Consider the following 14,333-nt stretch of genomic DNA (forward strand, 5'->3'; position numbering starts at 1 on the left):
AATTTTAAAATAGTTATTTTGGTAAAAAACACCAAATTTTTAACATTTTTTAGTAAAAATATTAGTATAATTAGCATATTAATTATTAGGAGGAAGAGATGGATTTATCTAAAAAATTTGTTGCCCAAAAATTAAGTTTAAATGAGGAACAAGTTGAGGCAGTTCTTAAATTATTTGACGAAGGAGCAACAGTGCCTTTTATTGCTCGTTATCGAAAGAATATAACTGGTGGACTTGATGAAGAAATAATTCAACAAATTGGAGATATGTATGTTTACAATGTTGAATTGAACAAAAGAAAAGAATCAATTATTGAGATTTTGAAGGAAAAAGGTCTACTTACAGATGAAATAGAAAATAAGCTAAGGCAAGCTGAAACAAAAGCAGAAGTTGAAAATATTTATGAACCATTTAAAGTAGGTAAGAAGACCAAAGCTAGTGAGGCAATAGCCCTAGGATTAGAACCACTAGCTAAAGCAATTATGGAAGCAAGTGATGAAAAATTTGACCCTTATCGCGAAGCAAAAAAATATTTAAATGATAGAGTTGCAACCGTTGAATTTGCTATTGAGCAAGCACAATTTATTATTAGTCAAATTATGTCTCAAGATCCACAAAACCGTGATTATGTAAAGGAACAAATTTACAACTTTGGATTTATAGTAACAAAAATTAAGAAAAATGCCGAAGATGAAAAAGAAGTTTTTAAACAATATTATGATTATAAAGAAAGAGTGAAATTTATTCCTAATCATCGTGTTTTAGCTATTAGCAGAGGCGAAGATAAAAAAATTATAAGTTATGATATGACTTATAATTTAGCAAAAATTACTTATGATTTAGATAATAAATATTTCAAGATTAAGAGAACCGGAAAAATACTAAATGAATCATTAAAAGATAGTTTAGAACGTTTAATTTTGCCTTCAATTGTTCGTGAAATTAAGAGCGATTTGTTTGCAAGAGCTGAAAAGGAAGCAATTGTTCTTTTTGCTAACAATTTAGAAACTATGTTACTTTGACCAGCGGTTAAAGACAAAGTTGTAATGGCTATTGATCCTGCATTTGTTAATGGTTGCAAAATTGCAATTTTAGACCCACAAGGTAAGTTTTTAAAAAAATCTATCATTTATCCTAATCCACCTCAAAAATTTGTTGAAAAAGCTAATGAAATAGTTAATAGACTTTTAAGTGATTTTAAAGTTGATGTTATTGTTATTGGTAATGGAACTGCATCAAGAGAAACAGAAGAGTTTATTTCTAATTTATTAAAAGAAAGAGCAACAAGATTACCAAATCAAGATATTTCCTATGCAATTGTAAGTGAAGTTGGTGCCAGTGTTTATTCAGGTTCAAAATCAGCTAATGAAGAATTTCCTGAATTTAGTATTGAAGAACGTTCAGCAGTAAATATAGGCCGACGTTATCAAGACCCCCTTAATGAATTAGTTAAAATTGATCCAAAATCAATTGGTGTTGGTCAATATCAACATGATGTTAATCAAAAAGATTTATCAAAAGCACTTGATTTTAAAGTTGATAAAGTAGTTAATATGGTAGGTGTTGATTTAAACAGCGCTACAAAAGAAATATTATGCTACATCTCCGGATTAAGTAAAACATTAGCTCAAAATATAGTTGAATATCGTGAGAAAGTTAAAAAATTTAAAGAAAGAAAAGAGTTATTGAAAGTTAAGGGATTGGGCGAAAAAGCATATGAACAAGCAGTTGGTTTCTTAAGAATTCACGATTCGAAAAACTTTTATGATCGCACTTCAATTCACCCAGAATCATATGAATTAGCTAACAAAATTGTTAATTATCTAAATATCGACTTGAATGAGATTGATATTAAGACAATTGAACAACAGGATATTAAAAAACTTGCAAGTGATGTTGAATCAAATGAATATGATGTCAAATTAATATTAGATTCTTTAATTAATCCAACAAAAGATATTAGAGATGACAAAGACGGCTATATTCTTAAAAAAGATGTTCTCAAACTTGAAGATTTGAAAACCGATATGATTTTAGACGGCTCAGTTCAAAATATTACAGATTTTGGAATTTTTGTTTATATTGGTATTAAGCAAGCAGCTCTAATTCATATTTCTAATATGAAGAAAACAAAGGACCACTATATTTCTCATCCTAGCGAAGTAGTTAAAACAGGTGATAACATCAAGATTCAAATTATTGAAATTGATAAAGAAAGAGAAAGAATTCAAGGAAAATTAATTTGAACAGAATAATCATAAATTAATCAAAAAATGGCAAGTTGCCATTTTTTCTTATTTTAGGCAATTTTGCCCATTAGTCATGCAGACCTCTTTATAGAATTCAAAAGAATCCTTTTTAATTCGTTCAAGAGTTCCTTTACCGTTATCATCTAAATCCACATAAATGAAACCATATCTCTTTGACATTTGAGCTTTTGTATTAGATACAACATCAATACCAGCCCAAGTTGTATAACCTATTATTTCAACACCATCCTCGATAGCTTGATGTAATGCTTTTATATGCTTTTTATGAAAATCAATTCTGTAGTCATCATGAATAACTTTTTTACCATCTAGTTCTACAATCTTATCATCATATCCTAATCCGTTTTCCACTATAAAACAAGGCTTTTGGTAACGATCATAATATTGATTTAGTGCAATTCTTAGTCCATCAGCATCAATATTTCAACCTCATTTATTTTTTTCTAAATATGGATTTTCAACCCCACCTAAGAGATTTTCTTTTGAATTATTGTCAGCTTCTGAATCAATCATTCTTGACATATAATAACTAAAACCAATGTAGTCAACTGTGTTATTTTTAATGACTTCTAATTCTTCTTTTGTTTTATTGATTTTAATGTCATTATCATTAAAATATTTATCTAAATATTTTGGATAAGAACCACGAGCAAGCACGTCAGTAAAATATAGATTTTGTCATTCTTTTTCCATTTTTATAAGTTGGTCATCAACTTTTGCACTTTTTGTGTAAAAAGGCATAGCTAGAACCATTGAGCCAACCTTAATATGACTATAGTTTTGCTTAATCATTTCCTTAACTTTTGCAGAAGCATACAGCATATTATGTGCAGCTTGATAAAGAGTACCTAGGCCACTTTGATTTTTTAGTATAGCTGCATTACAAAATGGAATATGCAATAGTGAGTTAATTTCATTAAAAGCAACTAAATAATCAATATATGGACCAAAGTTTTCTAATACAACTCTTGTGTAATTTAAAAAGAAATCAACAACAAGTTTATTACTAAATCCATTATATTTAGTAGCCAAAAAGAGTGGTGTTTCATAGTGGCAAAGTGTCACAATGGTTTTGATTTTATTCTTTCTCAATTCCTTAAAAAGTCTTAAATAATATTCAATTCCGCTTTGATTTGCAGACTTCTCATCTCCTTTTGGAAATAGTCTACTTCAAGCAATTGAAATTCTTAATACATTAATATTCATTTGTTTCAATAGTTCTATATCATCTTTATATCTGTGGTAAAAATCAATAGCCCTTCTTTTGATATTAAACTCTTTTAGTTCTAAATCGATATTACCTAATGCACCATTTGGCAATGCATCTTGCACACTTAGACCTTTACCATCTTCATTGTAGGCACCCTCAATTTGATTAGCTGCAAAAGATGTACCTCATAAAAAATTTTTACCAAAGCTCATTGTTAACTCCTTAAGTTATTAATTATTTGTATTTATCTTTAAAAGTATTTTTAATTTCTAATGCTAATTTTTTAGAAACAACTTTTTCTAATTCCTCAATTGATGCATTAAATATATTGACATAAGTTTTAAAAGTATTTAATAATTTAATTTCAGTATTTTTTCCAACACCTTTAATAGATTGCAATGAACCCTCAAAGGTAGTTATTCTATTTCTTTTTCTTAAATGACTTTTGGCAAATCTATCAACTTCAATTTGCATACTTGCTAAAAAATTTAGCAGTTCTTTATCATCTAGTTCAATAAGGTTTTCTTGTGTATCAATTAGAGCTCTTGTTCTGTGATAATTATCTTTAACAAGACCAACAATTGGAATATTAATCTTTAAATCAAAAAGAACCTTTTTAGCTTCATGAATTTGAGCCAAACCACCATCAACAATAACTAGATCAAAATCCTTTTTGTTATCTTGTGATTCAAAGTATTTTTTAATTGTTTCACTCATATATTCAACATCAGCATCTCTAGAATAAATGTCCATATGATTAAATTTTCGATATAAATTTTTGTTCTTTTGACCATTAGTGTAAACAACAGCAACACCAACAGGATTAAAGTTTGCAAAATTTGAGTTGTCAAATATAATAATGTTTTTTAAAGATGTTAAATTTATGATTTTTTTAAATTTATCTAAAACCTTAATAATATGCTCACTTTTATTTTTAATAAGTAAATGTTCCCTGCTATAAAATTCTTCCAAATTTAACTTAGCAATCTCAATTACTTTTCTTTTTTCTCCAATTTTAGGGCAAAAGATATTTAGATTTTCATCTAAATTCAAATTTAGATTGATAAGTTTTTTTTCAACTAAAATTTCATCAGGTTTAATTTTTTCTTCATAATATTTATTAAAGAATTTTTCAAGAGTTTCAGTTTCATCAATATCAACACTAATTGCCTGATTATCTTTATTTATTAGAAGACCCGAGCGATAAAAGAGAGTGGTAATATAAATTACATTTTCAACTGTTTTATAGGTAAAAACGTCTAAATTTCTGATGTTTTTTAACTCAATTATTTGTTCTTCTTTAAGTTTGTTTAAAAACACTCAAGATGCCTTTAAGTCTCTAGCAATCTCAAAGTGTTGAGCCTCTGCCTCCTTAAGCATTTTTTCCATAATTTCATTGATATATGAATTATCTTTAAAACTTAATATTGATTTGATTTTATTAAATTTTTCTTGTCAAAATTTAGGATCCTTATTTTTAATTTTTAAACCTTTTTCATAAAAAGCCTCACGCTCAAGCAATTTTAAAATTTGTATTGAACCATAACCAATAGGGAATGGCCCGAAATAAAAAAGTTTATTGTTTTCATTTTTTTTATTTATTTTTCTTGATAATGAAATTTCGAGTTTGCTATTAAATAATTGTACTTTTAAATATGGATATCTTCGGTCATCCAAGAGCAGAATATTGTATTCAGGATTATATTTATCAATGTATGATTTTTCAAGTAAAAGAGCTTCTTTGTTTGTGTTGCAAACAAAAACTTCATAGGCATATATTTGTTCCACTAGCCTACTTGTTTTATATGAGTTGATTGCACCTTCAAAATACTGATGCATTCTTTTTCTTAAATTTTTTGCCTTACCAACATAAATAACATTATCATCTTTATCTTTTCAAAGATAAATGCCAGGTAATGTTGTTACAGCTTTTAACGAAGCAATTATTTCACTCTTAGTCATATTTATTCCAAGACTTTTTCTACTCAACTGCAAAGAATTTCTTTTGGATAGTAGTTTTCCCCTCTTTGAATAATCTTATTATTTTTCATTATTAAAAATGTTGGAACGTGAAGTATTTTTCAACGGTTATTTATTTTTCTAAAAAGTTGTGCTTCTTCCGCATCAACTTCGAGAAAAATAACCTCAGAATATTCTTTGTATTCTTCTTCAACACTTTCAACAACTGGTTTCATAACCTTGCAGTCAGGGCATCAAGATGTTGTAAATGTTATAAAATAGACATTATTTTGGTTGTTGCTATTTGCAACAATACTTTGAACATCATTTCATGCAACTTGTTTCATTTTATCTCCTAGTTATCACTTAAAATCGGACTTACTCAACTATCATCTTCATCAAAGTAGTCAACTTTATCGTTATTGGTTTCTACACTGTTATTTATTAAAATTGTATTTGTGTCAAACATAAATTGAAAGTCCTTATTTTTGTTGACTTGATTATCATTTAACTTAATTTCTTTTGAATTTAAATTATCAATTTCAATACTATCTAGTTGAGCAATAAATTCCTCTTTTGATTTCAAATCATCATCTTTTTGAACATTAACTTCATAAGAATCCTCTGGGATTATGAAACCAAGAGATTCATCAATTTTCTTATCATCTAGATAATCAGTTTGTTGATTAGCAATATTAGTCTTTTGTTTAATTTCATCAATGTTAATAACAACTGTATTTTCAACAGAATCAATTAAAAAACCAACCTGATTTTGAATTTTTTCATTAGTATTGTTTTCTTTACTATATTCATTAGTTTTTTCTAATTCGATTGTTTTATAGTTGTTTTGGTCAATTAAGTCTTTTTTGATTTCTTGAGTGTATTCACTTGTATTAATTAATTCATCTGTATTTACTAAAGGCTGTTGAGTGTGAGACTGTGTTTCAGGTATATCAGTTTTTTTGTTAATTATTTGGTCAACTTGTTGAGTAATTAACAAAATATTTTTATTTGCTATTTCTTCACTAGCAACTTTATCTTTAATGTTAATTTTATTGTATTCAATGACAGTTTCAACAGTTCGCATCTTCGTTTTTTTCTTAGTTTTTTTACTCTTGGGCTCTAAATCCATAATCAGTAATTTAGTTGACTCATGGTCAACAGCTTCAATTTCAGCTGTTTCAACATAATTTGACATATATCTTTCTTCTGTTAAATCAAAATCTTTTGAAAACTCGCTAGTTGATTCATTACTAATATATGAGTTAATTTTATTTCCTTTGCTATGAATTAATAAGTCTTGTGCATTTACGCTTGGCATCTTAATGTCAGCAGCCACATCCAGCGTAATTGTAGTAGTTGATGAATTGGCTGGATTATTTTCAATTGTTTTAAGAAACTCTTCTGTTTCAAGTACCATTCTTGACTTTTTAGCCTTAATATTCTCAAAATATTTTGCTGTTAATGTATGAGTTGATAAAAGATTCATATTCTTTTTTGCCATCTTTTTCAAATAATTAAAATTGAATTTTAAATAATCTATTTTAAGAACATTAGCTACGTCTTTATAAAATTTAAAAAGCTTTTTAACTTCAGGTGTATAGTAAAATAAACTATTAACTTTTTGTAAGTATTGCTCAATCATAACTATTGTTTTCTTACGTTCATTAATATTCTTAAAATATTTAAATGGATTAAGAGTTACTAGGAATACTCAAGCCAAAGTTCAAATTAATAATGCACTTACAATTGCTAAATATGGACTAAATGAAATTACATAAAGAAGATTAAATAATGAATCTAGTATAAAACCAATGTTAAGGTAAGCAACCGGATAATCAACGCTCTTATTTGCTGCTAATTCAATTTGATTAGTAAATGAATAATACCAACCTTTTATGTAAATATTTTTAACATCATCGATTGAGTAGTATCAAATATTTTGAACTCTAAAAGAAACTAAAACACAGTGGTAAATTAAAGCAATAAATAATAATGTTAATCAAACAAAAGTAATTATTTTTTTTCTTAAAATTCAGTAGTCAACTTTAATGTATGGTTTAAATCACGAGAAGTAATAATTCTTAAATATTGAACCGCATCAACGTACACAGAGTGTTAAAAATGAACCTAAGATTATCAAGTTCATAACATCACCAAATGCTAAGCCAAAACTATATAAATAAATTTTTCTAATGATGTTAATTATTTTATTGTCATTATTAAAAAATAGGTCTTGATACTGAAACATCACAAAACAAGTTGCAACAAAAAGTAAAATTAAAAACTTGAAAATTTCACTGGGCATTGAATAACTAACATCTCCTACAACGTCGCTATCATTTTTCTTTTCTCTTGTTAAAAATTTTAATTTTTTCTTAACATTATTAACTTCAATTTTCATATAGTAATTATATATAAGTTTTAAAATTAATATTAATATTAAAAATAACTAGCCCGTGTTAAATTTTAAAAAAATTAAAACAAAACTAGTTATTTAATATTAAAATTTTTTATTAATATGCCTGTTTTATAGGCGAATTAGTGAAGAAAAAACAGAATTTATTTTAGCAATTCATATTCAAATAATTTTGGTAGAATTTTTTCATTGTAAAAGATTTTTAGCTCTTCTTTTAATGCAATTATCAAACCATTTAAATCGCCATCATCAAAGAATTTGTAGTGATCTTTTCCAAATTTATCTTTATAGCTAAAAACTTTAATATTTATTTCCTTCATAATTTGATTTAAGCCATACTTATATCTTGGTTTATACATTTTTGAATTTCTTGTAGAGTTCATTATATTTTCTCAAATTTTAAATATTCTTTTATATTCGTCCCCTTGACAAAAATAGAGATTTAGTTTTTTGAATGCTAAACCTTCTGGGCAAATTTCATTAATTACATCACTATTTGAAACACAATAATTCTTGTTTGTATAGAGAGTTCAAAATAAACAATCATTAAGAAATAATTTATCCTCTCATGCTTGATGTTGTTTGTCAGCTGACTTCATTATTGTTAATGGATCTATTATATAGTTTTGTGAACTTCAAGAGTTTAGACAATTTAGCACAGATATTTTTTGTATATTCTTATTGGAAACTTTAAAAGCTTTATTACTATATCTTTCTGTTTCAAAATTAGTCAATATATTGCCATTATGAACAGCCATATTTCCAATAAATAGTTTTGCATACACATTGTCTTCGTAATCATCCTCTTCAATAGAAAATTCAGAAACCCTATTTTTAATTTGTTTTAATATTGCGTTTTCAAGTTTGATAATGCTGGTCATATTTGTACCTTTTCTCCATCTTATAATTGGCAATCCACCTGTTGTTGCATTATAGTGTTTTCTATTTGAAATAAAACCTTCAACAAATTCAAAATTTATGTAGTTTCATTTTCAATATTTAATTGGAGAAATTAGGCAATATTCATCACCGTTTTTCATTAAAGAATTTGCACTGTAAATAAATTGAGTACTAATGTCCCTTATTTGTTGTCTAGTAAAACCTTCTTCTAACGCTTTTTCAATCACAAAGTTTTGCTTTACTGATTCACCTTTACCATGACTATTAGCTGTTGCATCTCGAAAAGGTGGGTTTTCATAAAAAATAATTTTTCCATTAGGATTTTGATTTCTTCACTCTTTAATTTCATTGTCAAGTCATAAATTGAATTCTTTAGTTAAAGCATCTCCTGATTGCATTAGATTTTCATCAATATACACATCTGAAAGCCTTGCCGATATGTATGGAGGCCTAATGCATTTAACTTTGCTATTAAAATTGTAACCAAGATGCACTCACTCACAAAATTCATATGTATTTAGAATAACATTTTTAAGAACATCATCAGGTAGTCCTTTTTCTAAATTTCCAGATCCTGCACATCTATCAATTATCAAATAAGGCACCAAATTATTTTTACACTCATTTATACAATTCAATAAATAATGTTGCATCTTCTTGCAATATTCAGGTGGAGTAAAGAATGCCCCTCTTTTTTTTCTTGATAATTCGCCCCCAACATGATCCCATTTTTTTGCAATTATTTCCTGCATATCTGTGATAAAAACAGGCTCAACTCAATCAATAATCTTTTTTGAATTATTTAATTTTTCAAGAGATATTTTTAAATTATTTATTTTAATTTCATAATCCTTATCGTTTTTATCATATCCAGAGTTCAATAAACATTCTTGAATGTCAATTCCTTTAACTAGTTCTTTGATAAAAACGCTTGGTTCATCGTTTGTTAGATCATTGTTTTTATAAAAATAGTCATTTATTTTAGAAAAATTATGTAGATTTAATCTTGTTTTTAAATATTTTTCTTCTCCTTCTCTTGGTTTAACCTTTTCAAGTAAATCATCAGGATCTAATCAAATTCCAGCAGGTTCTAATGTAAAAGTATGTGGACTATTAGAAGGAATATTGTATAAATCTTCATACTTTTGGTCATAGATAAATTCCTTGAAGTTATTTGCATCTATTAATCAGTATTTTTTTGAATCAAATGTTGCAATACAAATTCATCGTGGTATTTTCTTTAATCCATCGTTATTAAATTTTCTTAAGTATGAAAGACTTTCGCCAAAAGCCCTATATACTGTTTGATTTGTTAAGTTCTTTTTAAATTCGAATAGCACACCATTATGAATTCCATCAGTTTGATACAAAAGTTTTTCTTCGTAGTATGGGTGATCTAAAATTTCATTACTTTCATCAATGTAAATACCTTTAATTACATAATTTCAAAAAGCCTTTTGGCAATCTCTTTCATTATGTACTAGTCAGTTAAATTCATTCTTACTCTCTCTCTCTCTCTCTCTCTCGGTTGCGAGATTTGATTTAACTTATTAATCATTGTTCTCTCCTTAATTTATATAAATTAACCTAATTTTACATTAGGAAAAAATATTTCAATAAAACATTTGGAATGAAAAACAACAAATTAAAATAGAGCAATCCTTTTAATAAATATAAAAGTGAAAAAAAGTGGAATTTTTACAAGAAATCCATAAAATAGCCATTTTAGTCAATATTTTAATAAAATTTATGTTGTAAATACTAATTTAGGAGTTATTTCATGAGTAAAAGAAAAAGAATTTTATTAACACTTACACCACTTTCTCTTGCATTTTTGCCAATAGTTGCAATTTCTGCACAAGGTTGTTCAGGAAGTAATATAACTGTTGAAGAGCACAAGGCTAAGTTAGCCAGAGACAAGTATTACAATTTCCTTGATAAATACAACTCATATTTGTCAGCACAAGCAAAAATTTATTCAACTAAGAAAAAAGAATTGTCAGCAATTGACAAGAAATCAAAAGAGCATGAATATAATGCTAAGCAAAAAGAGATTGATGAATTATTAAAATCAACAAAAGTAGTTCTTAATACAAAAAGAGAACAACTTAACAAGTTATATGATGAGTTAAAGGTTGCTCAAGAAGATCAAAAGATTCAAACAATTAGAATTTTACACACTAACGATGAGCATGGCAGAATTAAACAGGATGATTCAAAATATAATAATTATGCCGGTATGGTTGGTTTTTCAAAATATATAAAAGATCGTAAATATGACTTGCTTCTTTCATCAGGGGACTTAATCCAAGGTTTACCTTTTTCCGACTCAGATAAGGGCAAAACTATTACAAAAATAGCTGCGCAAATGGGTTATGCAGCTATTGCTGTTGGTAATCATGAGTTTGACTTTGGTCTAGAGCACACAGTTAAATTAGATGAAGAAATTAAATCAAGTGGCACAAGATTCTTGTCAGCTAATGTTGTTTATAAAGATAAACAAACTATTGATCCAACACTTATGGATAAAGCAGGAACTAGACCATATACACCATATTTAATTAAAGAGTTAACTAATGGTCTTAAAGTTGCACTAATTGGAATTACAACTCCAGATAGTGCCTATACTTCACATCCTAAAAATTCAGTCAATGTTAATTTTGTTGATCCTGTAACTGCAACAAAAGAAATATTGCAAGAAATTAGACAAAGACATCCAGATGTTAATTTTACAATCGCATTAACTCACTTAGGAGTTGGGCGAAATGAAAAAGCATGAGAGTCTACCTATTTAGCTCAACAAGTTCCAGAACTAGATTTGATTTTAGATGGTCACAGTCATACTAAATATGAACTTAGAGAATTGGCTAAGTCATATATTTCTCAAACTGAATGCTACACAAAATACTTTGGTGATATAACATTAGATTTTGATAAATCAAGTGGCAAAATCGTTTTTGCACGTGAAGAATTAAGAGATATAAATCAAATTATTTTGGAACAATATGGCGTTGAATTAGATTCTAAAATTAGTCGATTAATAAGTGAACTTGAAACCACATATAAGGATACATATAGTAAGGGAGCATTTACTCTTGATACTCAATTATTTAACACGAGAGAAACAGAATTTAATGGTCAAAAATTTTGAGAAGGAAGAGTTAAAAAATCAACATTAGGTCTCTTTACTGCGGAAGCAATGGCTTGAGATTTTTATACCGCTAAAAAAGATCAAATTGCTGATTTATCACTTGAAAATGTTGTTGGGTTACAAAATGGCGGTGGAATTAGGGCTGATTTAACTCTAAATGATCCAGATAAACCTGAGGAAATTAAAAAGGAAAGTGTGTTAGCAGTTGCACCTTTTGGTAATATGATTGATGCAGTTTCTCTCAAAGGAAGCAGTCTTAAAGAAACAATCAAACATGGTTTAAGTAAAGCTGGATCAGGTGCATTTGCTCAATGGTCAAGCAATGTTTCATTTACGGTAAATAAAGTAACTACAAGTGATGGCAAAGTTAAATATGAACTTGATGAAAGCACTCTTAAATTAGGCGGAAAAGCAATTGATGATGACAAGACATACTATGTTGTAACTAATGACTTTATGGTTGCAGGTGGTGATGGTTATAAAATGCTAGATTATCATGGAAGTAATGATGTAAAACAAGTTTATGAAAGTCAAAGTTTATTTGATACATTTATCAAATTTGGAAAATACCTAAATGAACACAAAGGCAAGGCTGATAAACTTGGCAAAGAACCATTTACAAAAGAAATGACCGATTATGGCAAGGAAGAGTCATTAAAGTTCATAACCTATAAATAAGGTAAAGTTAAAAAATACACTGAACAAGCAGTGTATTTTTTAACTTTTGTAATTCAATAGTAGTGCAATTTCTTGGTCATAAATTGGACCTTTTTCTGGAATTGGAGTTTCTAAAATAATAGGAATATTATCAAAATCTGGATCGTGAACAAATTTGGCTAATGTTTCAATTCCAATAAAACCTTTGTCGATATTTTCGTGTCGATCTTTATGTGAATTTAGGTCATTTTTTGAGTCATTTAAATGAATGACACTCACATGTCTTAATAAATCATATTTAATAAGTTCAGCCTTAAATTCTTCATAATTTTTAATATTGTACCCAGCATCCCACAAGTGGCAAGTGTCAAGACAAATTTTTATTCTATCATTTGCTAATTTGCCTATCAAATAGGCTAATTGGTTAAAATTAATACCAACTTCGCTTCCCTTACCTGACATTGTTTCAATACAAATTATTACATCTTTTGTCTTTGCTAAAACTTCACTAAGAGAACTAACTAATTGTTCTAGAGACTCTTGTAATTGATATTTTGTATAAGAACCAGGGTGGAGTACTAAATATTTAGCACCAATATAATTCATTCGTTCAATTTCCTTTATTAAAAAATCAATTGCAAAACTACTTTTTGACTTATCTTTACTTGTGGGATTAATAATGTAAGGAGCATGAATTATTATATCTTGTGGCTTAATTAAATTTTCATATTTTTGCTTGTATTCATCTAGTTTATAAAGAGAAGGTTCAACTCTTTTTGTATTTTGTGGAGCACCTAAAAAAATCATTGTACAGTTGGCCTTATTTTTAAGTGATTCTTCGATAGAACCAACTAAATAATTTGGTGATTTAAATGAAATATGACTTCCTAACTTAATCATTTTTACTTCCTATTTTTACTTTTGCTTGGCGAAATAAAATAACGATATAAACCACCATTTTTGTAATTGGGTGCAATTTCATCAGCTATTGCTTTTAGATCACTTGTGCCATTATCCATGGCAACTAATTTGCCAACATAACCTTTTACTGAGGCATCAGCCATTGAGTCACCAATATGAATTGTATTTAACTGATTTATACCCTTAAAAGCACAATATGCCGATGCAGATAAACCTTTATTTGCATCAATTGTTGTGATTTCTAAAACATAGTTTGCACTTGCTAGATATGAATTGGTAATATCGCTAAAATTAACTCTAAATGTCTTTAATGTGCTTTTAGCTCTTGCCACATTTTTTAAAATAAGAGCTATTTTTGTAATGTTTTTGTGTCTATTGAAATCAAAGTTCTTATTTTTTCTAATTGCATGTAGTTTTTTAGATAAAAACAATTTATTAAGTCAATAATCTATTGCATTATGAGTATAAATTGTTTCGCCATTATCATCAAAAATAACATAAATTATTTTGTTATCTTCTGCAAATTTCTTAATTTTTTCAACTGCTTCCTTGTTAAATATTCTTTGTCAAACCAATTGATTATCAATATAAATTTCAGCACCTGAAGCAGTGATAACATCATTGATTCCAAGTTGATAAATTGCTTGTTGAACACGCTGGTCGCTAAAACTTCGCCCTGTTGATAAAACAACATTTGCGAAGTTTTTTAATAGCAAAATAGCACTAACATTCCTAGCACTAATTCTGCTTTTTTTATGTTGGTCAAATAAAGTGCCATCTAAATCAATGAAATAAGTTTTTTGGTTTGCATCCATAGTTCACAAATTATACACAAAAAATTTAATT

General features: G+C 27.7%; 9 protein-coding genes. 2 read left to right on the forward strand and 7 right to left on the reverse strand.

Translation table 4 applies throughout. The features are described 5' to 3' along the window. Positions 1–98: 98 nt before the first annotated feature. On the forward strand, positions 99–2,255 hold the full coding sequence (locus tag NPA07_RS01575; protein ID WP_126117964.1) for a Tex-like N-terminal domain-containing protein: 2,157 nt from the start codon (positions 99–101) through the stop codon (positions 2,253–2,255). A gap of 39 nt (positions 2,256–2,294) precedes the next feature. On the opposite strand, the gene NPA07_RS01580 is transcribed toward NPA07_RS01575, so the two are convergent. The 5 genes from NPA07_RS01580 to NPA07_RS01600 form a co-directional block, all read right to left on the reverse strand. Continuing rightward, complete coding sequence (locus NPA07_RS01580) at positions 2,295–3,692, reverse strand: glycoside hydrolase family 1 protein (RefSeq protein ID WP_126117963.1); 1,398 nt, start codon at positions 3,690–3,692, stop codon at positions 2,295–2,297. Positions 3,693–3,714: 22 nt separating this feature from the next. Next, complete coding sequence (locus NPA07_RS01585; RefSeq protein ID WP_256553257.1) at positions 3,715–5,442, reverse strand: GIY-YIG nuclease family protein; 1,728 nt, start codon at positions 5,440–5,442, stop codon at positions 3,715–3,717. Between the two features lie 2 nt (positions 5,443–5,444). Further along, positions 5,445–5,786, reverse strand: a complete 342-nt coding sequence (locus NPA07_RS01590; protein WP_126117961.1) for a thioredoxin family protein — start codon at positions 5,784–5,786, stop codon at positions 5,445–5,447. 8 nt (positions 5,787–5,794) lie between these two features. After that, complete coding sequence (locus tag NPA07_RS01595; RefSeq protein ID WP_126117960.1) at positions 5,795–7,843, reverse strand: ring-infected erythrocyte surface antigen domain-containing protein; 2,049 nt, start codon at positions 7,841–7,843, stop codon at positions 5,795–5,797. 158 nt (positions 7,844–8,001) lie between these two features. After that, on the reverse strand, positions 8,002–10,128 hold the full coding sequence (locus NPA07_RS01600) for a hypothetical protein (RefSeq protein ID WP_256553258.1): 2,127 nt from the start codon (positions 10,126–10,128) through the stop codon (positions 8,002–8,004). 410 nt (positions 10,129–10,538) lie between these two features. Here NPA07_RS01600 and NPA07_RS01605 point away from each other — a divergent pair, with 410 nt between their 5' ends. Then, a complete protein-coding gene (locus tag NPA07_RS01605) occupies positions 10,539–12,587 on the forward strand; it encodes a bifunctional metallophosphatase/5'-nucleotidase (protein WP_256553259.1) in 2,049 nt (682 codons plus the stop codon). A 39-nt stretch (positions 12,588–12,626) separates the two neighbouring features. On the opposite strand, the gene NPA07_RS01610 is transcribed toward NPA07_RS01605, so the two are convergent. Further along, on the reverse strand, positions 12,627–13,466 hold the full coding sequence (locus NPA07_RS01610; RefSeq protein WP_126117957.1) for a deoxyribonuclease IV: 840 nt from the start codon (positions 13,464–13,466) through the stop codon (positions 12,627–12,629). Between the two features lie 2 nt (positions 13,467–13,468). After that, complete coding sequence (locus NPA07_RS01615) at positions 13,469–14,302, reverse strand: HAD-IIB family hydrolase (RefSeq protein WP_126117956.1); 834 nt, start codon at positions 14,300–14,302, stop codon at positions 13,469–13,471. Positions 14,303–14,333: the final 31 nt, after the last annotated feature.

The organism is Mycoplasmopsis caviae (assembly GCF_024498215.1).
In the GTDB taxonomy this organism is placed as follows: domain Bacteria; phylum Bacillota_I; class Bacilli_A; order Mycoplasmatales; family Metamycoplasmataceae; genus Mycoplasmopsis; species Mycoplasmopsis caviae.